The organism is Oceanobacillus bengalensis, from assembly GCF_003628445.1.
Taxonomy (GTDB): Bacteria; Bacillota; Bacilli; order Bacillales; family Amphibacillaceae; genus Oceanobacillus; species Oceanobacillus bengalensis.
Map to the genome: position 1 here is coordinate 94031 of NZ_RBZO01000010.1, position 22688 is coordinate 116718.

Sequence of the window (22688 nt, forward strand, 5' to 3'; positions counted from 1 at the left end):
TGAAGCAAATGAGGAGGATTTTTTGATGGATTTATTAGACTTAAGTAGTACAGCACTGTATACAGCGTTTGTACTATATTTGGTAGCCACTTTTTTCTTTGGTGCAACTATCCGAGATAAAAGGACTGATAGTAAAAAGGGAAAAGCTGATAAAATAGCGATAACCTTAACGATTATTGGATTTATAGCACAAATCGTTTATTTTATCACGAGATGGATAGTTAGTGGACATGCACCAGTTAGTAATCTATTTGAATTTACTACGTTCCTAGGTATGGCACTTGTGCTTGGATTTATTATTATCTATATGTACTATAAGTTAAGTTTCTTGGGATTATTTGCCCTGCCAATAGCAATGATTATTATTGCTTATGCAAGCATGTTCCCTACAGATGTTGCACCGTTAGTACCGTCCTTGCAAAGTCATTGGTTATATATTCATGTTACCACTGTTGCGTTAGGACAAGGTATTTTAGGGATTAGTTTTGTAGTCGGTTTAATGTATTTAATCAAACAAATTGATCAAACAGTTAAAAGCAAAAAAACAACATGGTTAGAACTTGTTCTATATTTTCTGGTAGTTACGCTTGGATTTGTTATTATTACTTCTTCATTCAATTTAGCTGGCTATAAAGCAACGTTTGAATACCCACAGGGGTCAACACTGGTTACAACAGAGTATCATTTACCCGCAATTGTCGGACCTAATGAAGGTACATTAATCACTGAAGGAGTCATGTCACCATTATTTGATGCACCTACATGGTTCCAAGGCGAGGATGCTGGACGTAAGTTTAATACAGTATTATGGTCAATAATTACTGGTTCAATTCTATATCTCATCATACGAGTTATTCTAAGAAAGCGTATTGGTGCTGCACTCCAACCACTTCTTAGAAATGTAAAAGCTGACTTACTAGATGAAATTGAATATCGTTCTGTTACGATTGGTTTTCCGGTCTTTACATTAGGAGGATTAATCTTTGCTAGTATCTGGGCAGAGATAGCATGGGGTAGATTCTGGGGGTGGGACCCGAAAGAAGTTTGGGCACTCATCACATGGTTCTTCTATGCAGCGTACTTACATTTAAGACTTTCCAGAGGATGGCATGGTGAAAAATCTGCCTGGTTGGCCGTTGCTGGGTTCGGTATTATTATGTTTAACTTGATTGTCGTAAACTTAGTCTTTGCAGGGTTACACTCTTACGCATAAGGCGATAGATCAAAAACGAGGCATCCACCCTATCAGGTAGCCTCGTTTTTACTTACATTTACATTTTTTTCGTTTATAATTAAATTAGATTGTCGGATTAGGGGGAATTCAACATGGAACTAGAAGGAAAAATTTTAGTAGTAGATGATGAGGAAAGAATAAGAAGATTACTACGGATGTACTTGGAAAGAGAAAAATATACTGTCGAAGAGGCTGAAGATGGAAAAGCAGCATTGGAAATGGCCTTAAATGAGGATTATGATGTTATTATTCTTGATATAATGATGCCGGAGATGGATGGTATTGAAGTGTGTGAGGAATTGAGGAAAGAAAAGGCGACACCCGTTATTATGCTAACTGCAAAGGGTGAAGAGGCAAATCGTGTGCAAGGATTTGAAGTCGGAGCGGATGACTACATTGTTAAGCCATTTAGCCCACGTGAGGCAGTTCTTCGGGTGAAAGCGTTACTTAGAAGAGTGACAGCTTCCGGTTTTAATGAACAAGACCAGGCGACGAAAGATGTGCTCGTATTTCCTCATATAGCGATTGACCACGATGCACATCGGGTAACTGCTGATGGTCAAGAAGTAAGCCTTACACCAAAAGAATATGAATTACTTTGTTTCTTGGCTAAATCACCGGATAAGGTGTTTAATCGTGAACATTTATTAAAAGAAGTTTGGCAATATGAATTTTTTGGAGATTTACGAACGGTAGATACACATGTTAAACGCTTACGAGAAAAATTAAGCAAAGTCTCTAAAGAGGCAGCAAAAATGATTGTCACTGTCTGGGGTGTTGGCTATAAATTCGAGGTAGATGATAAATAATGTTTTGGCGTAGTGTAGTTGGAAAATTAGCAATAACCATCATGTTGTTGGTTAGTTTTGTTTTATTTATCTTATCTATTTTTCTTTTACAGTTCTTTGAGAGCCTACATATTGAAGAAGCAGAAAATGATATGATGCAGATGGCTACAAAATTAGCATTATTAGTTGAACAGCAAGAAGATGACATTTTTATTCAAGATTCAGCTGAGTTAATGAAAGACCCATCCGGCCACGTGGTCCTTTTTTACCCAGATGGCAATACATGGGCTTCAAGTAGTAATGATGAGCTGCTATCCGACCTGGAAATAGATTGGTTAAGAAATGAAGAGGATCTTAATGGCGTTCTCACTCAAAATAATGAGGTGCAGAAAGAAATTATACACCCAGAAAGCAATTTGGAGGTCATTATTGTTGGGAAACCAACAGTAGATGAGGGGGCGGTGTTCGTTTACCAATCCCTAGATGTAATTGACCAGACAAAGACGGAAACAAGGAAAATTATTTATCTTGCTGCAGGAATTGCTCTTATTTTGACTACCTTCTTTGCTGTATTCTTATCAACACGTATCACATCACCATTAATAAAAATGAGAGAAGCAGCACATGAACTTACAAAGGGAGAATTCAATACAAAAGTACCTATTTTAACACATGATGAGATTGGAGACTTAGCGATTGAATTTAACCGTATGGGTAGGCAGCTTAAATTCCATATTAATGCATTAAGGCAAGAGAAAGAACAATTTTCAAGTATTGTTAGCTCGATGGCGGATGGCGTAGTAACCCTTAGTCGTAATGGAGAAATGATTGTTGTTAATCCACCTGCCGATAAGTTCCTAGAAAACTGGTATTATGAAAATAATATAAACGTAAATCTGGCAAATCCAAAGCTCCCAACGGAGTTAAATGAAGTGCTACAAGAAATTGTCAGTGGGAAAGATAAGGTATTACGTGAGATCGCTATCCAGGGAAGAAACTATGTCATGTTAATGACACCATTGTATGATGGTGCGCATGTCAGAGGTGCTGTTGCTGTTATTCGGGACATGACAGAAGAAAGAAGACTAGATAAATTACGAAAAGACTTCATTGCGAATGTTTCTCATGAGTTAAGAACGCCGATTTCGATGTTGCAGGGCTATAGTGAAGCAATTGTAGACGACATTGCGGAAAGTAAGGAAGAGAAAAACGACCTTGCAAAAATTATCCATGAAGAATCATTAAGAATGGGACGCTTAGTAAATGATTTACTTGACTTAGCAAGAATGGAAGCGGGACACATACAACTCAATAAAGATATAATTGATGTTGAAACGTATGTTTCACGAATTATGAAGAAATTTAATGGGGTAGCGAATGATAACCAGATTCATTTATCACTTGCGAAAGATATCAAGATGCGTGAGGCCTATGTTGACCCAGACCGAATCGAACAGGTCCTTACGAATCTAATTGATAATGCAATTCGCCATACAGATAAAAACGGAAATGTGAGTGTGTCTATTTCAAATGATGAAAAGCTCTTCCAAGTTTCAGTGAAGGATAATGGTAGTGGCATTAGTGAAGAAGATTTGCCATTTGTATTTGAACGCTTTTATAAAGCAGATAAATCAAGAACAAGGAATAAAGTGAAAAAAGGAACAGGATTAGGTTTATCAATCGCAAAGAATATTGTTGTTGCGCATGAAGGTACCATTAATGTGAAGAGTAAATTAAATCAAGGTACTACCTTTAGTTTCCAAATCCCGCAAGATAATAAATAATTCTTTTTTTATTTAATATTGTGTGATAACATTATTATTGTCGAAAAGAAGAAAATTGAATAATTATTGAGATTGGTGCTTCGGCTTAAAAGGGAATCTAGTGAAATTCTAGAACTGTCCTCGCAACTGTAAGTGAAATACGAAATAAGCATAACCACTGTATGTGTGTCATATGGGAAGGGCTTAAAGTAGGTTAAATTCACGAGTCAGTAGACCTACCAATTTCAATTTGTTTCATGTGTTCGAGGGAAGGCAAATTGAGATATGCGAATACATAGTTATATTTATTTATGTTGTATCGTTTGTCTATAGCTAACTTTCTAAGGAGAGTTAGCTTTTTTTGTTTGCTTTTACAAATTGTTTTGAGACAAAAAAACAGGAAAGGATATGTTGTATCGTGAAAAGAATTACGTTAATTACACTTATTATGTTCGTTAGTTTGTTAGCGGCATGTGCACAGGATGAAGATACACAAACACATAGCAATGTTACGACAAGCACGACAGACACTACACAATCAGAAGAAGTAGCTGAAGGTCATGTACGTATAACGGTTTCGATTAATGAAGGGGAAGAGTTTCTTACAGAGAAAGAGATAGCCATTGAAGATGGTGATATATTAATCGATGTGATGGAAGAAAATTTCTATATTGAAACAGCCTTTGACGGTGAATTCATTACATCTATCGAGCGTGTGGCAGCTAGTGATGAAGAACAGACTTCTTGGATGTTTTTCGTAAATGACGAAATGCCAACAGTTGGTGCTGCAGAGTATGAATTATCATCAGGGGATAAAGTCTTATTTGATCTTCAGCCTTGGGAATAGTCAATGTGAATACGTATAAAATTACATTATTATCACTACTTGCGACATTAGCAGTTGTAGGGCGATATTTATTTCAATTTATACCGAATGCACAACCTGTTACCGCTCTTATTATTATATGTGGGATATTGCTTGGACCAATCGAAGGGATTATTTTAGCATTACTTGTAACGTTCCTATCCAATATGCTTCTTGGAATGGGGATATGGACGATTTGGCAAATTGTTGCTTGGGGTATAATTGGACTCTTAAGCGGCTTGCTCGGAGAATTATTTAAAAAAGTACCTGTAATCGTGATTGTTTTATTTTCTGTTTTTAGTGGATATTTATATGGTTTTATTATATCCCTAACCACGTATTCGGTATCTGGAGCTTTTTGGCCTTACTATATAGCGGGACTTCCTTTCGATACAACCCATGCAATTGGGAATGGTGTTTTCATGATTGTCTTTTACCCGATAATAACCAGACTATTCAAAAAATATGCCGAAAAGCGATTCACTATCCGAAATACCAACTAAATTTTTAGTTGGTATTTTTTTCTGTTTCAAATATAGTAGAACTATAGACTATTCTGATAAATAGAAGTGTAACTTATTCAGATAAGAGACGACAAATGATAAGAACGGAGGTTTTTTATGAAGACCGTTTTCGATAAATTATATGACGAGTATCATCAGGATTTATTTCAATTTATATTTTATATGGTTAAGGACAAACAACTAACAGAAGACCTTGTTCAAGAAGTATATATTAAGGTTTTAAAGTCTTATTCATCCTTCAAGGGAGAAAGTAGTGAAAAGACGTGGCTTTTCTCAATCGCTAGACATGTTACCTTTGATTACTTCCGTTCACTAAAAAGGAGAAAGAAAAGTGTATTAGATTTCTTTGATTGGAGTGAAAGCGGCGAGTCAATTATGGATGAGAATATCTTACCAGAAGCGGTAGCGATTCAGAATGATGAGATGAGAAGAATATATCATATCATTGATCGATGTTCAGTAGACCAAAAGAGTGTACTAATTCTACGATTTATTCAATCCTTCTCGATCAAGGAGACTGCAGAAATATTAAATTGTAGTGTCAGCAAAGTCAAAACCACCCAGCATAGAGCATTAAAAACCTTAAGAAAGCATCTTAGTGAGTTAGACTTGAAGGAGGGGATAGAATGAATAATGAGAAGCAGCATGACGAAAAAATAGTGGAAGCATTAAAAAACATGCCTAATATAACAGATGAAACCCCGAAAAATATTGTATATCAACGGGTATCTTCTAATATGAGTAATGAACGTGTTAGAAAGGGGAAATCTTTAAAATTACTGCCATTTTTTGGAACAATCCTTACTGTTGCACTACTTCTTGTTATTCCGTTCATACTGGATACCACTTCTTATGAGACGACGGTAGAAGATAATGCAATGGAAGCAAAAACCGAAGAAGATGCAGAAGTTATTACAGAATTAGAAAGTGATATGAATAATAAGTCATCAATCATGCAGGAGAACACACCAGAAAGAGAAGAAGCAGAGCAAGAGATCATGATGGATGGAGAGGCTTTTAAGTATTCCGTTGTTCCTCAGCTGGATAATGATTCTAACCTGATTTATGGAGCAATACCTGATGAGCAATTTCAATATGTGATTCCGATTACACTTCTTGTATCGGAAGACAGAAGTATGAATGAGCATTATAATAAGTTAGAACAATATATTTCTGAGGTAGGATTGCTTAAAACGGATTATTTGTTAAAAGATGTTACATTTATGATTGAACAAGAAGAAAATGTCGTAACGATTAAATTACCTGAGAAGTTTACATTAGATAGCTCGGCACAGGCCTATATGTTATTGGAGATGCTTGAGACAATGTTTGTCCCTCTTGGAATTAAGAAAGCTGTTTTTATCTCTGACGGGGAAGAGGCAATTGATCTTGGTCCAATCGGTATAGTGGAAGAGCTTCCGTTACAAGTTGAGGGGAAATTTAATTACAAAAAGCATAACCAGCTTCTAGTTCCAATTCCCCTTGAAGAAGAAGTAATCATTGATGAAGCGATTATTGATATGAAAAATAACGACGGTTACCTCGTGCAGACGATTCCAGAACATGTTGATTTCACCATTGAATCAGCAGGAGACAATTTAATGCTTACGTACACTGGGGAAACAAATTTATCTGTTAACCAACAGATGGTTACAATGATCGAAGCAATTCTTATGACAGCAAAGAGTTATGGTTATGTAAAGGTTGAGTTTATAGATATGAATATCCCTTCCATTGGCAATTACAATCTAAATGAGCCAATCGACGTACCGGAAGCAGTGAACCCTATCTTACGGGATTAAATTACTCTGATTAGAGCAAAAGTGTTTTTGAGAAATCTCTCAAAAACACTTTTTTAAATTGGAGAGCTAACGTATAATAGATGTAGACTTTTATTTCATTGCTTTATAGAAAGCATTACTCGAAATCTTTATTGAATCAGTCGGACAACCTTCATAGGCATCATAAACATCATCTTCATACTCCTCTGGAACAGTAGCGGTTCCATTATTGTTGTCTAACATAACGTAAGAAAGTCCTTCGTCATCATAATCATAGACATCTGGTGCAGCGGCTCCACATGCGCCGCAAGCGATGCATGTTTCCTTGTCAACGTATGTATATATAGCCAACATTTCCCCTCCTAAAAAGAAATCTACTAAGAATGAAAGTTCAGGTTAGCCCGTGCTTAGAATAATTTCTGGTAACTCTATCATTCTAAATCGGATTTATGTTAATTTCAATACATACATATTTAATTAGACGGAATGAATAGGGTTTTAGCCTCTTTAGAAGGCTATTTTCTAAAGGATTATTTCGTTACTTACAAAGAGCCTTTTAGAAAGGATATGAAGCGATTGTTACTCGAAAGGATATTATTATCATGTTTTGTAAGGATAAATGCTGAACGAACTCCATCAAGTATTTATTATTTACTAAAGGGAAAGCGTTCTGTTCAGACTCTTCAAGATGCACATATTTATAAGCTTGAAGCCTTTTATGGTATATATAAAACGATAACAAAACAACAATTTGACAATAAAGTGAAAGAACTTATAAACATAGGGATGCTTGAAAATAATCTAGAACTGGAAAAAGGTTGTATGGTATCCAAGTCTGCGAAGAAATGGCTACATGAACAATCTCAATTACTAGAGTATAATGGTCTGAAGTATTATGAGAAATCGGATGTTTTTATCGAAAGATTCCTGTTACTTATTCAAACACTTACGAATACGAAAATGATTAACTACGCATTTATCCCTGTCATTGATAATCCTAAGGTTGAATCGTGGGTTAGAAACATCTATATGAATGTAAAAGGAAGAGAAACACAGGTGCTTAAAGGGATATATAATGAAATCCGTGAGGTATTACAGAAATTTCCAGAATTAGAGGCTAGCATTTTCGTGGATCGGCTGACAGGGTATAAAAATTATGGGCTAAGTTTACCGCAACTATCGGAGAAATATAACCTAAATGAACATGATATTCAGCTTTCCATTGTCCAGATATTACATCGAGTCATTTGGAGAATAGAACAAGAGAAACAAAAATATCCATATCTTTCATCTTTCATCAATGACATCGAATCTGAAATACAACTAACTCATTCGGCAAATGAAACGTATCAACTTATCATGAAGGGATTTCAAGTAGATGCAATCGCTCAAATGAGAAACCTGAAAAAGAATACCATTTATGATCATATTGTAGAGATTGCATTACATTATGGGGATTTTGTTATCGATGAATATGTAACGAATCAAGAACAGCAAGATATTCTATATGCAATTAATCAAACAAACGCTTATAAATTAAAAGATATTAAACAAAATGTAAGTGATCATATTAGTTACTTTCAAATTCGTCTTGTATTAGCAAAGCAAAATAGATTATAAAACGGGTGATTTAATTGAAACAGGTAACGTCGCTAGAAGGAGAACTACAGAAATATTTCAACTATCCCTCTTTTAGGAGAGGACAAAAGGAAATTATCACTGATATTATAGAAGGTCATGATGTTCTTGGTGTATTACCTACGGGTTCTGGGAAGTCAATTTGTTATCAGCTCCCAGCCCTTCTTCTTGATGGTATAACCATTGTTGTTTCTCCTTTAATTTCATTAATGATGGATCAAGTCAAACAATTAAAAGCAAGTCATTTTAAAAAGGTGGTTGCCTTAAATAGTTTTATAAACCCTCAGGAAAGAAAACAGATATATAAACAATTACATTTGTACAAATTAATATACATTTCACCTGAACTCTTGCAACAACAGGAAATCCTAAACATCTTAACGAATATGAAAGTAAGTTTATTTGTTGTCGATGAAGCACATTGTATTTCGCAGTGGGGCCCAGAATTTAGACCGGATTATTTGAAATTAGGAGCAATTATCGAATCCCTTCACCATCCGAGAACACTTGCGTTGAGTGCTACTGCAACACCTGAAGTACAAGAAGATATTGTATCGGCGCTAAAAAAAACGAGCATGAAAAAACATATTTACCCAATGGACAAGCCCAATATAGCATTTTGTATCGAGAAGGTTGCGGGTGATGATGAAAAGGTAGATAGACTAGTAAATTATTTATCAGATTATCAAGTACCAGCATTAATTTACTTCTCTAGTCGCTCTATGGCAGAAAAATGTGCGAAAATTTTATCAAAAAAACTTACTGATAGAAGAATTGCTTTTTATCATGGCGGAATGGAACAAATCGATCGCGTCCAGATTCAACAGCAATTTATGAATGACCAACTAGATGTTATTTGTTGTACGAGTGCTTTTGGTATGGGGATTAATAAAAGTAATATCCGACTTGTTATCCATTATCATCTTCCACTCCAGATGGAATCATTTATCCAAGAAGTGGGTCGTGCAGGCAGAGATGGTAAAGCAAGTGTGAGTTTATTGCTTTTTTCACAACAGGACATACAGATTCCTAGTAATATGATTAAAAATGAACTTCCTAGTGAGACGGATCTTACTATTGTATTCCAATACCTGTATCGTCTTGGTATCGAAAAAGTGGCATTACCTGATAATGCAGTTGAGACCCAGAATTTACTACAATTAAGTGAGACGCAATGGAGATTTCTCAGGTATCAGTTCGAAAAACATGGTATGATTAGAAAAAATAAAGTTATTTATCATCAAGAAAATTGGTCCGTTATCTTTCAGTCGATTAAGCATGTTATAGTGCAACGCAATTCTTTTAAAGAAAACAAACTTACAGAAATGATAAATTGGGTACATGAGAAAGAATGTTTACGAAAAAAGTTATATAAAAACTTTCAGTCCTCTACGTCCGGGGCAAGTGATCAATGTTGCAGCAACTGTGGCTTCGTCTGGGCAAAATGGACCCCAGAAAAGATAAAAGCAAGCGAGAATTTGGGCTTGTCATGGGAAGAAAGGCTTCAACAGATTCTTTTAGTTGAGTAAATGGGTGACGCAATCATTGTTAAGAGTTAAATAGTGGGGTGAATCAAAAATGGAGCTAAAAACGGAAAACTCAAACGACCAAGCAAATGACTTACGTAGTTTAATCGAGGAAACCATAGGAGAACAGCAACCCTTGGAACCAATTCAAGAAGATGATGAGCAACACGAAGATAGCAAGAAAGAGGAAAAGGAGGAGAAGAGGGAATTTGATATTTTAAATCTTCCTCCGAGAAAAGAAGTTCATACAATCAATCGTTTTACAGGAGTAAAGTTTAGTGCCCCTCTTATTCAATTTCTAACGGTTATCGTTATCATTGGTATTATTTTGGCTGGAGCATATTATTATTGGGGTGAGGAAATAATGAACCTATTCTAAGTTCTGTATGCTTTTTGCATAACATCTTTGGCCTAGAAGGAGAAGATTTTGTTGAAGAATTATATTTCTATTTTCTTATTTGCAATCCCACTTTTTATATATTACATGCTATATAAAGCACATCATGATAAAATAAGTGATACATCAATTTATGATGAAAAATTGCCAACCGCATTCGAAGGGTTACGAATTTTTTTTATTTCGGATATCCATCGTAGAAGAATTAAAGACTCTACACTAAAGGCCATCGGTAATAACGTCGATATTGTTGTAATTGGTGGGGATTTGACAGAGAAGCATGTGCCATTGAACAGAACCAAAAATAACCTCAGTAAATTAAGAAGATGGAATGTACCCATCTATTTTGTTTGGGGAAACAATGATTATGAAATCGATGTTTGTGGCTTATCTAATTTACTCGAGCAGGAAAATGTAACGATTTTGACGAATGATAGCTCAAATGTTCGAAGAGATAATGCGGTTATAAGTATAGTAGGATTAGACTGTGCTACTTATCATGAACCTGACGTGGAGTTAGCTAGAAAGAACGCTCAGGGTACATATCAGATATTAGTTACACATATACCGAATTCTTTTTACAAATTAGATCAATCGATTCAAAATCAATTCAATCTTGTTCTATCAGGACATACCCATGGTGGTCAGATGCGATTATTTGGTCTTGGACCGTATGAACGTGGTTCGCTAAATAAAATTAGAAATACAAACATTTTAGTTAGTGAAGGGTACGGATATACGATCTTACCATTTCGTATAGGTACCAATGCGGAGTGTCATATCTTAACACTACAACGTTAAAATGAAATATGCTGTTCATCAATCTCAAGAAAAGCATATAGTGTAGTAAGTAGGTATCTAATGTTTTTATAAATGATAAATTTTAAGGTGACAATAAAAGGGAGGTTACTGGTATGCGTATAGAGCGATTGTCTGATGATCAATTTACAATTTTTTTATCTTTCGATGATTTAGTGGAGAGAGGTTTAACTACGAACGATATTTGGGATGATGCATCAAGTGTCCAAAATCTATTCAGTGAGATGATGGATGAGGCTAGTTCAGAATTAGGGTTTGAATTAGATGGCATGTTGCTTGTACAGGTTTATCTAATGCAGGCGCAAGGTATGCATATTACAGTAACACAAAAATATGAAAATGTGGGTTGGGACGATGAATTTATTGAGATGAAGGTTACTTTAGATGAAAGTAAAGAGCTTATTTTTTCTTTTCCAGAGTTTGAAGACATCATCCAGGTTGCAACTAACTTATCTTCTTTATCCATTGTAGGTGGGGAAGTTTATCATTTTGAAAACCGCTACTATATGCTATTAACAGAGAAAGACATTGAAGAGATACAAAAAGAAGATGTTATAGCCATTATGTCCGAGTATGCGTATCCCAGCATCATCACTTCCCATCGATTAAAGGAATATGGGAAAACTATTTATAAGTCAAATGCTGTCAAGAAAATTATGGAAGTATTTTATTAGAATTTAATTTTTTGTAATGGGAATAGAGGAGTGCGTATCATGAAAATTGCAGTTCTATATGGTGGGATTTCTGGTGAAAGGGAAGTCTCGCTATCATCTGGTAAAGGAATAATCAATGCACTAAAACAGAAAGGTCATGATGTTATAGGTATTGATTTTCATCCTGACCATTTAGAAGAAATATTTAATTTACAAGTGGATTTAGTATTTATCGGGCTGCACGGGAAATTTGGAGAAGATGGGAAATTACAAGGTTTGTTGGATATGCTTCACATTCCTTACGTTGGTTCTGGAGTTTTAGCTTCTGCTCTGGCAATGGATAAAGCAAAGGCGAAACAAATTTTTGAAATGAGTCATATTCCTGTAGCTGAAAGTAAAACCTATTACGTAAATGACGAAACAGAGGTACAGGCGATCGTAGAAGATATCAATCATACGTTTGAAACTCCATTCGTCGTTAAGCCTAATCAAGAAGGTTCAACATTAGGCCTATCTATCATTAAAGACAAAAAAGAAGTATCTAATGCAGTTAAAAAAGCATTAAATAGTGATCGTAAAGTTTTAGTAGAAAAATTTGTAAGAGGCCGAGAACTAACGGTACCTGTTATTGGTCCGACTGGTGCTGAGAAAGCTTTGCCGATTATCGAAATTATTCCTAAAAATGAATTCTATGATTATGAATCAAAATATGCTCCAGGTGGTAGTGAACACGTTGTACCTGCTCCTATTAATGAGACATTAACGAAACAAATCCAAGAATATGCTGTTCTAGCTCATCAAGTTCTTGGATGTAAGACGTACTCAAGAGTAGATTTTATACTATCTGAGGAGAACATTCCTGTAATATTGGAAGTAAATACGTTACCTGGAATGACACCAACTAGTTTGTTTCCAGATTCCGCGAAAGCTGTTGGAATTTCTTATGAAGATATGATTGAAAGATTTGTTCAATTATCGAAATAAGGAAAAAAACTCCTTTTACTAAGAGTGCAAGCTTGAACTTTGTTTCGTTAATTTCTTAGTATTCTAACTTTTAGAATTATAATGTTTTTTATTGCATAATTCATTTGAAAGTGTATACTAATCTCTGAATAGAGCGTTTACAAATATTTATGCATATTGTGGGAGGTAAATTCATGGTAGCCGAAAAAGCAGCAGATTCTACCAAAACAAACCAAGAAAATATGGATGTATTAGCATCAACTCGTACTGTAATAAAAACCGCTTTAGAAAAACTAGGTTACCCAGAAGAAGTTTTTGAGCTATTGAAAGATCCATTAAGAATGATGACGGTAAGAATTCCAGTTCGAATGGATGATGGTTCGGTAAAAGTTTTTACTGGGTATCGTGCACAACATAACGATGCGGTTGGTCCAACAAAAGGTGGAATTCGCTTTCATCCTCAAGTAACCGAAAATGAAATTAAAGCTTTATCAATATGGATGAGTTTAAAAGCTGGTATTGTTGATTTACCGTATGGTGGAGCAAAAGGTGGCATTATATGCGACCCAAGGGAAATGTCTTTTCGTGAATTAGAAGGACTAAGTCGTGGTTACGTTCGGGCTATTAGCCAAATTGTAGGACCGACGAAAGATATCCCAGCACCTGATGTTTTCACTAATTCGCAAATCATGGCTTGGATGATGGATGAATACAGTAGAATTGATGAATTCAATAGTCCTGGTTTTATTACTGGGAAACCAATTGTTCTTGGTGGGTCTCATGGTAGAGAAACTGCTACAGCAAAAGGGGTTACGATTGTTCTTAACGAAGCAGCTAAGAAAAAAGGAATAGCAGTAGAAGGAGCAAGAGTGATTGTACAGGGCTTTGGAAATGCAGGGAGCTACTTATCGAAGTTCTTACATGATGCAGGAGCGAAGGTAGTAGGCATATCAGATGCATATGGAGCTTTATATGATCCTGAAGGTCTGGATATTGATTATTTACTTGATCGAAGAGATAGTTTTGGTACTGTCACTAAACTATTTAATAACACAATCTCTAATAAGGAATTATTAGAGCAGGAATGTGACATTATTGTTCCTGCTGCTGTGGAAAACCAAATTACAAATGAGAACGCACATAAAATTAAGGCAAGTATTGTTGTTGAAGCAGCAAATGGTCCAACAACGATGGAAGCAACAAAAATCTTGACTAAACGCGATATTTTACTCGTTCCAGACGTTCTAGCATCTGCTGGCGGTGTAACTGTATCTTACTTTGAGTGGGTACAGAATAATCAAGGCTATTATTGGACAGAGGAAGAAATTAATCAAAAACTGAACGCTATCATGGTTAAATCATTTAATACGATTTATAATACAGCCGAGACAAGACGTGTTGATATGCGACTTGCAGCATATATGGTTGGTGCTCGTAAGATGGCGGAAGCTTCACGATTCCGTGGTTGGGTTTGATTTTTGTAAAATATAAGTCAAAAAAGCTCTTATCGGTTATCATTTAGATAAGAGTTTTTTTATGTGAGCTTAAGGCTGTTTTCTAAAGGATTATCGTTTTTCTTAGACATAATCATCGATAGTAATAACTTGGAACGCTGAATAACACAAAACCAGTGTATGACAGGAACAGTAATATAATGCATTATTTCTCGTTGTATCTCATTTTATATCAATAGCAACAATCAATAAGAAAAGAGTAAAATTAAAAAGGATGTGTCATATTGAATACCGAAAAAGTAGTTATTATTGGAGCTGGTCCTTGTGGATTATCTTGTGCTATTGAATTACAAAACGTTGGAATCAACCCTCTCATCATTGAAAAGAATAATATTGTTAATACGATTTATCACTTTCCAACACATCAAACCTTCTTTAGTTCAAGTGAACGATTGGAGATTGGGGAAGTACCGTTCATTACGGAAAATAAAAAACCCGTTCGAAATCAAGCGCTTGCCTATTACCGTGAAGTTGCTACGCGGAAAAAACTACGTATAAATACATACGAGCAGGTCATCAAGGTAGATAAACTTTCTAGCGGATTTCGAATTACAACAAGTGCTGCAAACAAAGAAAATACATACCTAGCAGACAAGGTAATCATCGCTACTGGTTATTACGACCAGCCAAATTATATGCAAATCCCTGGAGAAGAACTAGACAAGGTCATGCATTATTTTAAGGAACCACATCCTTATTACAATAAAGACGTAATTGTTATTGGTGGCAAAAACTCTGCTGTCGATGCGACACTTGAACTTCATAAAGCGGGAGCGAGAGTAACGGTTATCTATCGTGGAAGTGAATATTCAAAAAGTGTAAAACCTTGGATTTTACCTGAATTTGACTCATTAATTCGAAATAATTATGTTGATATGTATTTTGATTCACATGTAACTGAAATTACTCAGGATGAGGTTTACTTTACCACTAAAAACGAAAAAATAAAATTAAGAAATGATTTTGTTTTTGCGATGACTGGATATCGACCTGATACTGCTTTCTTGGAAAAGATAGGGGTAACTGTTGATAAAGAGAGTGGAAAGCCAATTTATAAGGAGGATACGTACGAAACAAATATACCAGGAATATTTGTTGCTGGTGTTGTCGTAAGCGGGTTTAATAATAATGCTATTTTCATTGAAAATGGACGTTTTCATGGTCAAGCAATTGCTAAGGAAATTGTAAATACTATTTCAATGTAAAAGGAACTTTTATAGTGGAATAATTGCAATTAAACAAGCATGGAGACTCACAAACGATCTTTTTCGCTCGTTTAGTTTCTTTTATATCGCAGTTGATATGAAGTGCGATGTAAGTTAAGTTTTGCTTATTATGCCGTTTCGGAAAGATACTTCGCTTTTCGCCAGAGGCTGATGCAGAGCCGGTGGAAAAAAATAATAGCAGAAAAATATCTGCTATTATTTTTCTAATTGCCGAATATCTTTTTTAATGATGATATGTTCTTTGTTTCTTCAAGGGCGATGAGTAATTTAATTCGTGCTTTTGGCCCTGAAAGTCCACTGGCGAAAATAACACCCATCTTCTCCAATTGGTTACCACCACCCTCATATGCGTAGGTTGGCTGTACGTGGCCCATAAAGTTTCTCGAGACGAGAATAATAGGAATGTTTTCCTGTATTATTTCCTTAAGCGATGGAACAATTCTAGGTGGGAGGTTTCCTTGTCCCAAGGCTTCAATAACAATACCATTTGGCTTGGCCTGATGTATTGCTTTCATAAAATGCTCATCCATCCCTGCATAGGCTTTTAGCAAAATTACATTGCTATCTACTTTTGAAACGAGATATTTTGTTCGTAACAAGGTTGTTCGATGGAAAAGGATAGAGTGCTTCGTAACGATTCCTATTGGTCCAAATTGTGGACTTTGGAAGGTTGCAACATTACTTGTTGACGTTTTTGTTACGTTCTCTGCTGCATGGATTTCGTCATTCATCACCACTAATACACCTTTATTAGTCGCCTCGTCAGCACATGCAACACGTATAGAAGATAATAAATTATATAATGCATCTGATCCGATTTCATTACTCGACCTCATTGCACCAGTTAGAATAATTGGTTTATCGGTATCAACAACTAAATCTAAGAAATATGCCGTTTCCTCTAATGTATCTGTACCATGTGTAATGATAATTCCATCATAAGAAGCTATTTCCTCTGTTACCTTTTTTGCTAATTGGAACATATGTGCAGGTGTAATATGTGGTGATGGAAGATCAAATTCAATATGTTCGTCAATATTCGCATTAATTTGTAATTGTCTAGAGAAATTGGATAAAGGATGCTCTTTTGTTGTATTTACTTCACCAGTATCTTTGTTTTCAAGCATTGATATGGTACCACCAGTATGGATAATTAAAATATTTTTCATAGAAATCACCTAATCATTAAATTTGTATTTTAACGGACCTTATATCATGTTACGATAAAAGGAGTGAAATTGGAAAGAGGTTTTCCTAAAATGTTTGCTATTTGTTCAGCTGGATTAGCCCCAGCAATTGCTTTATTATCTTATTTTTATCTTAAAGATCGGGTGACAGAGCCAATTCCTTTAATTATCAGGACATTTATTTCAGGTGCTCTATTAGTATTTCCAATCATGTTTATTCAGTACGTTTTGACGTCAGAAGCAATGATTAATAATAATTTTATCCATTCTTTTTTCTTTGGGGCTTTTTTTGAGGAGTTCTTTAAATGGTTTATTTTCATGTTTGCAATCTTTCGCCATCCGGAATTTAATAATCATTATGATGGGATTGTTTATGCTGTATCAATAAGCTTAGGGTTTGCATCATTAGAAAATGTATTATATTTAATTACAAATGGGATAGAATATGCATTCCTCAGAGCCTTCTTCCCTGTTTCATCACACGCATTGTTTGGGGTAATTATGGGTTTTTATTTAGGGAAAGCAAAACATATGCATTCCAGGAAAAAATGGAATATGTTTAGGGCCTTTTTGATTCCATTTTTATTACATGGTATTTATAATTATATACTACTTACTGTTACAAGTAATTGGATATTTTATATTATTCCATTTATGATTTTCTTGTGGTATGTTGCACTTCACCGAGCCAAAGTAGCTAATCAAGCCGTTTCTATTAAAAAATAAGGCTTTTAGTATTGGTATAAAAGGTTGTGTACTTCATTCGAATTTTTTTATTTCTTTCTACGTTAATGCTTAATCTAAACAACAATCCTATAGAAAACAACCATAAATAATAAGCAAATAGATAAGAGTTCATTGTATCCTGTATACAGTGGACTCTTTTTTTAGACTTTGTGCTTTATTTATTTAGCTATTAAAATGACAATTTCGTTGATTCATGAATAAAATGAAGGTTTACTCAAAAAATAGTTATTACAAAACGAAGTACTATCAGGAGGAATAATGATGAGTTATAAAAAGATAACCCTTTTAGTCTTGATAATCAGTCTTCTGACAATTGGATATGTAGTAGCTAATCCGAAACAGTCGGTAGAGGCCTTTTCAGAACAGATTATTCAACAGGGAGCTGTTGGGGAAGATGTAATTGAATTGCAATCTAGATTACAATACGTAGGGTTTTATAATGGAAAAATAGATGGTGTGTTTGGATGGGGAACTTATTGGGCATTACGAAACTTTCAGTATGAGTTTGGACTAGATATTGATGGTCTAGCTGGTGAAAAAACGAAAGAAAAATTGGTAAAGGCAAGTGAATATGATAAGCAATTTGTTAAAGAACAAATTGCAAAAGGGAATAAGTTTACACATTATGGTGGAGTAGATAAAGAGAAACAATCGGCACCAAAACAATCTACACCGAAACAAACTGCACCTCAAAAATCAACACCAAAACAACCTGAACCAAACAAATCAGGGACAGGAACGGATTCACCAAATAATGCTGCAGGTGGAGGGAATGAAACGGATACACCCGAGCAAGCAGCAGAAGATCCTGCAGAAGACGTAGAAATAACGAACACAGCAGTAAATGTTCCACAAGGTTTTTCGCAAAATGATATTCAGTTAATGGCGAACGCTGTTTATGGTGAAGCGCGTGGAGAGCCATATGAAGGACAGGTGGCAGTAGCAGCGGTAATATTAAACCGTGTGGCAAGCCCATCTTTTCCAAATACTGTAGCAGGTGTGATTTTTGAACCAAGGGCTTTTACTGCCGTTGCAGATGGGCAAATTTGGTTGACGCCAAATGATCTGGCGGAAGAAGCCGTGTTAGATGCGATTAATGGATGGGATCCAACTGGAAATGCTACTTATTATTTTAATCCAGATACAGCGACATCAGCGTGGATTTGGTCAAGACCACAGATTAAACGTATTGGTAAACATATATTTTGTAATTAAGGAGGCGTGAAAATCTTATGATAAGATGGATACTAATCGCATTATTAAGTGTAGGTGTTGCAGGTACAGCCTTTTGGGGCTATCAAGAACATCAAGAAAAAAATGCAATTCTAGTACAAGCAGAAAACACATACCAACGCTCTTTCCACGAACTAACCTATCATATGGATTTACTTCATGATGAGATAGGAACAGCGTTAGCAATGAATTCGGATCACCGTTTGTCTCCACAAATGGTGGAAATTTGGAGATTAACATCTGAGGCTCAGTCAAATGTAGGTCAATTGCCACTCGGGTTATTACCATTTAATAAAACAGAAGAGTTTCTCTCTAATATTGGGGATTTCACTTATCGAACTGCGGTTAGAAACTTGGATGATGACCCACTTACGGATGAAGAAACAAAGACATTAAAGCAATTGTATGAGCAATCTGCTGATATTGAGAATGAATTAAGAAAAGTTCAACATTTAGCGCTGGAAAATAATTTGCGCTGGATGGACGTACAATTAGCGCTTGCTAATGAAGACGAACAGGTGGATAATACGATAATTGACGGATTAAAAACTGTAGAAAAGACAGTTGAAGGTTTCAAGGAAACGAATGTGGATTCCTCTGTTATTGGTACTTCTGCCAAACAGCATCAGTATCAATTTCTAAATGGGAAGAAAATATCGGAGCAAGAGGCTTTAGAAATTAGTAAAGATATATTCGGTATTCGTGATACAGCAGATATTACGATTGCACAGACTGGAGAAGGAGCAGACGTTCCTCTATATAGTGCATCCTATGATGCTAATGGAAAGCATGGATATATTGACTTAAGTCAACAAGGTGGAAAACCACTATCCATGTTAATTAATCGAGACGTTGGTGAAAAAGAATTAAGCTTGAATGATGGGTTAAAGAAAGCAGAAACATATATGAAAGAATTAGGATTTGAGGATATGGAGCTTTTCCAAAGTGGTCAATATGGTAACACTGGTGCATATACCTTCCTGTATAATCAAGATGGTGTTCGTGTCTACTCTGACGAAATCGAAGTTAAAGTGGCTTTAGATAATGGAGAAGTATTAGGTTTAACGGCACTAAATTATTATATGAACCATAAAGAGCGGGAGCTTCCTGAACCAACCGTTTCTAGCGAAGAAGCGAAAGAAGTTGTTAATCCAAATGTAAAGATTCAGGAAGAATATTTAGCAGTGATTGATAATGACTTAGGTGAAGAGATATTAGTACATGAATTTTTAGGGGTGTATGGTGATGATACCTATAGGATATTTATCAATGCAACAAGTGGTATTGAGGAAAAAGTGGAAAAACTAGGTGGTACAGAAATTAATTATGCTATAAACTAAGAAAAGCGTAAGCACCCGTTTAGCGACGTATGGGCTGCGCCTACGCAGAGCGGGGGTGGTTCGATTTTAATCGAACATTCCTACGAAGGAGATAAAGGAAACACGGTGAGCGTAAGCGATAAAGGAAGTTCGACTATGTCGAACGTTATCGTACGGAGGTGAGGGAAGTCCACTAGTCGCTGGGTGCTGCAGCTGGACATAAAACTAAGAAAAGGGATAGGCGAAAAGCCTTTCCCTTTCTTCCTTTTTTTGTAATAATAGGTATATAGTACGAAAGGGAAAGGACTTATTAATACCAGGGGGATCTTACATGAAAATTGGAACTACGCTTCAAATTGAGGCAGAAGATCTATTAACAAGGGAAATAAAAACATATCGCTGTAAGTTAATTGAAATAAAAGAGAAGTTTCTTATAATTGATTACCCTATTAATGCTAAAACCAATAAAACTACATTTTTTAGAAGAGGTGCAAATATAACCGTTTCCTATGTTGCAAGTAATACTGTTTATCAATTCACAAGTAAAATAATAAAAAATGTAAAAGCGAAAGTACCTGGTGTAGCGATTGCTTTACCAGAAGAACACGGAATCAAAAGAGTGCAGCGTAGAGAGTTTGTTCGAATCGATACAGCAATTGATGTAGCTGTATATAGCGTAAAGAACTCTTTTACTCCGATTATAACTGTTACTTCAGATATTAGTGGTGGGGGCATGTCTATCATTATACCCCAAGACCATTCGCTTTTAATGGAAGAGCAAGTGATTACATGGATGATTTTACCAATGCAAACAGGTGAAATTCACTATATAAAGGCTACTGCAGAAATTGTTTTTATCAAAGAGTTAAAAAGAGGAATTTTTAGTGCATCGTTGAAATTTATAGATATTGATTCAAAAGTACAACAAAATATTGTCAGGTTTTGTTTCGAAAAGCAGCGAGAAGCTCGTAAGAAGGAAATACTCTAAATTTATTTTTTTTCATTCTACTCGTCCAAATATTTCTACGTATGTTATTATTTAAGGTAGGTATGTTAAGGATAACTTAATTTCAAATCTAAATATTGCTCAATGAGAGGAATGAACGTTTTTAATGAAAGAACAAAATATCGCCATCGCCATTGACGGACCAGCTGCTGCTGGGAAGAGTACAGTGGCAAAAATTGTTGCAGAAACATTATCTTATATTTATATTGATACAGGTGCGATGTACCGTGCCGTTACATTAACGGCATTGAAGCATAAAGTCGATTTAGATGATGAGGAAGCAATACTTGATTTATTGTTACATACAGAAATAGAATTAACTCAAAAGGAAAAGAAACAAATTGTATTGTTGGATGGTTTTGATGTTACAAATGATATTCGCACATTACAAGTGACGAATAACGTATCCTATGTTGCAAAACTTCCCGGTGTTCGTAAAGAAATGGTGAAACGACAACAAGCACTAGCGAATAACCGTGGCGTTGTAATGGATGGTAGGGATATTGGTACCCATGTTTTACCAAATGCAGAAGTGAAAATTTTCTTAATAGCAAGTGTAGAAGAGCGTGCTAAAAGAAGATATGATGAAAATACTCAAAGAGGTATTGAGTCTAACATGGAAGTGCTTAAAGAGGAAATTGAAAAAAGAGATTTAATAGATTCAAAACGGGAGGCATCACCATTAGTTAAGGCGGAAGATGGAATTGAATTAGATACTACTTCTTTATCAATTAAGGAAGTTGTTGAGCGCATTTTAACAATTGTGTACAAATATGTAAACCAATAAGAGCAGTAATATTTCTTGGGAAGGGAGGACATGTATGTTATATAAAGTAGCTAGATTTGTTGTAGCAGTTATATTCTTCCCACTATACCGTATTAAAGTTGTTGGAAGAGAGAACATCCCTAAATCTGGATCCGTGCTTTTGTGTTCAAACCATATATCAAATCTTGATCCGCCAGTTGTCGGTATTACCTCTAGTAGGGATATTTACTTCATGGCAAAAGGAGAATTGTTTGAAAAGCGCTTTTTGGGGAAATTACTAACAGGAATTAATGCTTTTCCAGTACAAAGGGGCTTAGCTGACCGTAATGCTTTACGTACTGGACTGTCTTTATTAAAAGAAGGTAAAACGTTAGGATTATTCCCAGAAGGTACAAGGAGTAAAACAGGTGAAATAGGAGAAGCACTTGCTGGGGCTGGTTTTTTTGCTTTACGCTCGGAAGCAGAAGTTGTTCCTTGTTTGATTGTTGGACCGTATAAGGTGGGGAAACAATTAACCGTTATATATGGTAAACCATTGGATATGGAAGTGTATCGTTCATCAAAAACCTCGGCAAAAGAAATGGCAGATGTTATAATGAAAGAAATAAAAAAATTAAAAGAAAATTATCAAAGTAGGTAATCTTTACTTGACAATTAATTGTAAATATTAGAAGTTATAGAAAGAGTAAAAGAGAAGAGAACATACTTAGTTGTTGAATTTATTTCTTGCTAATTGTAC

The 22688-nt window shown here is 35.4% G+C and carries 23 protein-coding genes and 1 riboswitch; of the genes, 21 read left to right on the plus strand and 2 right to left on the minus strand.

Features of this window, described 5'->3' with window-relative positions; translation table 11 throughout:
* Nucleotides 1–25: 25 nt before the first annotated feature.
* From ccsB to D8M05_RS08430, 7 genes are all read left to right on the plus strand, one after another.
* Nucleotides 26–1213, plus strand: a complete 1188-nt coding sequence (gene ccsB / locus D8M05_RS08400) for a c-type cytochrome biogenesis protein CcsB (RefSeq protein WP_121130602.1) — start codon at nucleotides 26–28, stop codon at nucleotides 1211–1213.
* A gap of 113 nt (nucleotides 1214–1326) precedes the next feature.
* Nucleotides 1327–2043 (plus strand): response regulator transcription factor, encoded by a 717-nt coding sequence (locus D8M05_RS08405; protein WP_121130604.1) that lies wholly within the window; start codon nucleotides 1327–1329, stop codon nucleotides 2041–2043.
* The gene (locus D8M05_RS08410) at nucleotides 2043–3806 is read left to right on the plus strand and encodes an ATP-binding protein (RefSeq protein WP_183072737.1); all 1764 of its coding nucleotides are present in this window, start codon (nucleotides 2043–2045) and stop codon (nucleotides 3804–3806) included. The genes D8M05_RS08405 and D8M05_RS08410 overlap by 1 nt, the downstream gene beginning before the upstream one ends.
* Nucleotides 3807–3862: 56 nt before the next feature.
* Nucleotides 3863–4043: riboswitch (cobalamin riboswitch) on the plus strand.
* Between the two features lie 160 nt (nucleotides 4044–4203).
* Entirely contained in the window at nucleotides 4204–4632 is a 429-nt protein-coding gene (locus D8M05_RS08415) for a DUF4430 domain-containing protein (protein ID WP_245985263.1), read from the plus strand.
* A gap of 5 nt (nucleotides 4633–4637) precedes the next feature.
* Nucleotides 4638–5153 carry an ECF transporter S component gene (locus tag D8M05_RS08420; RefSeq protein WP_121130670.1) on the plus strand — a complete coding sequence of 172 codons (516 nt, stop codon included), beginning with the start codon at nucleotides 4638–4640 and terminating at the stop codon, nucleotides 5151–5153.
* A gap of 117 nt (nucleotides 5154–5270) precedes the next feature.
* A complete protein-coding gene (locus D8M05_RS08425) occupies nucleotides 5271–5804 on the plus strand; it encodes an RNA polymerase sigma factor SigX (RefSeq protein ID WP_121130608.1) in 534 nt (177 codons plus the stop codon).
* Nucleotides 5801–6976, plus strand: a complete 1176-nt coding sequence (locus tag D8M05_RS08430) for a hypothetical protein (protein WP_121130610.1) — start codon at nucleotides 5801–5803, stop codon at nucleotides 6974–6976. The genes D8M05_RS08425 and D8M05_RS08430 overlap by 4 nt, the downstream gene beginning before the upstream one ends.
* A 90-nt stretch (nucleotides 6977–7066) precedes the next feature.
* On the opposite strand, the gene D8M05_RS08435 is transcribed toward D8M05_RS08430, so the two are convergent.
* On the minus strand, nucleotides 7067–7306 hold the full coding sequence (locus D8M05_RS08435) for a ferredoxin (RefSeq protein ID WP_121130612.1): 240 nt from the start codon (nucleotides 7304–7306) through the stop codon (nucleotides 7067–7069).
* 135 nt (nucleotides 7307–7441) lie between these two features.
* Here D8M05_RS08435 and D8M05_RS08440 point away from each other — a divergent pair, with 135 nt between their 5' ends.
* The 8 genes from D8M05_RS08440 (at nucleotide 7442) to D8M05_RS08475 (ending at nucleotide 15670) form a co-directional block, all read left to right on the plus strand.
* Complete coding sequence (locus D8M05_RS08440) at nucleotides 7442–8575, plus strand: YpbB family protein (RefSeq protein WP_121130614.1); 1134 nt, start codon at nucleotides 7442–7444, stop codon at nucleotides 8573–8575.
* Between the two features lie 14 nt (nucleotides 8576–8589).
* Nucleotides 8590–10122, plus strand: coding sequence for a RecQ family ATP-dependent DNA helicase (locus D8M05_RS08445; protein ID WP_121130616.1), 1533 nt, complete (start codon nucleotides 8590–8592; stop codon nucleotides 10120–10122).
* 49 nt (nucleotides 10123–10171) lie between these two features.
* The gene (locus tag D8M05_RS08450) at nucleotides 10172–10498 is read left to right on the plus strand and encodes a hypothetical protein (RefSeq protein WP_121130618.1); all 327 of its coding nucleotides are present in this window, start codon (nucleotides 10172–10174) and stop codon (nucleotides 10496–10498) included.
* A 51-nt stretch (nucleotides 10499–10549) separates the two neighbouring features.
* The gene (locus tag D8M05_RS08455; protein WP_121130620.1) at nucleotides 10550–11317 is read left to right on the plus strand and encodes a metallophosphoesterase; all 768 of its coding nucleotides are present in this window, start codon (nucleotides 10550–10552) and stop codon (nucleotides 11315–11317) included.
* A 113-nt stretch (nucleotides 11318–11430) separates the two neighbouring features.
* The gene (locus tag D8M05_RS08460; RefSeq protein ID WP_121130622.1) at nucleotides 11431–12009 is read left to right on the plus strand and encodes a genetic competence negative regulator; all 579 of its coding nucleotides are present in this window, start codon (nucleotides 11431–11433) and stop codon (nucleotides 12007–12009) included.
* 39 nt (nucleotides 12010–12048) lie between these two features.
* Complete coding sequence (locus D8M05_RS08465) at nucleotides 12049–12972, plus strand: D-alanine--D-alanine ligase (RefSeq protein ID WP_121130624.1); 924 nt, start codon at nucleotides 12049–12051, stop codon at nucleotides 12970–12972.
* Nucleotides 12973–13145: 173 nt separating this feature from the next.
* On the plus strand, nucleotides 13146–14426 hold the full coding sequence (locus D8M05_RS08470) for a Glu/Leu/Phe/Val family dehydrogenase (RefSeq protein ID WP_121130626.1): 1281 nt from the start codon (nucleotides 13146–13148) through the stop codon (nucleotides 14424–14426).
* Between the two features lie 263 nt (nucleotides 14427–14689).
* Nucleotides 14690–15670, plus strand: a complete 981-nt coding sequence (locus D8M05_RS08475) for a YpdA family putative bacillithiol disulfide reductase (protein ID WP_121130628.1) — start codon at nucleotides 14690–14692, stop codon at nucleotides 15668–15670.
* A 224-nt stretch (nucleotides 15671–15894) separates the two neighbouring features.
* Here the strand turns inward: D8M05_RS08475 and D8M05_RS08480 are convergent, their stop codons facing one another.
* Entirely contained in the window at nucleotides 15895–16860 is a 966-nt protein-coding gene (locus D8M05_RS08480; RefSeq protein WP_121130630.1) for an asparaginase, read from the minus strand.
* A 90-nt stretch (nucleotides 16861–16950) separates the two neighbouring features.
* Here D8M05_RS08480 and prsW point away from each other — a divergent pair, with 90 nt between their 5' ends.
* The 6 genes from prsW (at nucleotide 16951) to D8M05_RS08510 (ending at nucleotide 22589) form a co-directional block, all read left to right on the plus strand.
* Entirely contained in the window at nucleotides 16951–17604 is a 654-nt protein-coding gene (gene prsW / locus D8M05_RS08485) for a glutamic-type intramembrane protease PrsW (protein ID WP_121130632.1), read from the plus strand.
* 282 nt (nucleotides 17605–17886) lie between these two features.
* Complete coding sequence (gene sleB / locus D8M05_RS08490; protein ID WP_121130634.1) at nucleotides 17887–18840, plus strand: spore cortex-lytic enzyme; 954 nt, start codon at nucleotides 17887–17889, stop codon at nucleotides 18838–18840.
* Nucleotides 18841–18857: 17 nt separating this feature from the next.
* The gene (ypeB, locus tag D8M05_RS08495; RefSeq protein ID WP_121130636.1) at nucleotides 18858–20198 is read left to right on the plus strand and encodes a germination protein YpeB; all 1341 of its coding nucleotides are present in this window, start codon (nucleotides 18858–18860) and stop codon (nucleotides 20196–20198) included.
* Nucleotides 20199–20508: 310 nt separating this feature from the next.
* Complete coding sequence (locus D8M05_RS08500; RefSeq protein WP_121130638.1) at nucleotides 20509–21165, plus strand: flagellar brake protein; 657 nt, start codon at nucleotides 20509–20511, stop codon at nucleotides 21163–21165.
* A 124-nt stretch (nucleotides 21166–21289) separates the two neighbouring features.
* A complete protein-coding gene (gene cmk, locus D8M05_RS08505; protein WP_121130640.1) occupies nucleotides 21290–21970 on the plus strand; it encodes a (d)CMP kinase in 681 nt (226 codons plus the stop codon).
* A 34-nt stretch (nucleotides 21971–22004) separates the two neighbouring features.
* Nucleotides 22005–22589, plus strand: coding sequence for a lysophospholipid acyltransferase family protein (locus D8M05_RS08510; protein WP_121130642.1), 585 nt, complete (start codon nucleotides 22005–22007; stop codon nucleotides 22587–22589).
* Nucleotides 22590–22688 lie beyond the last annotated feature (99 nt).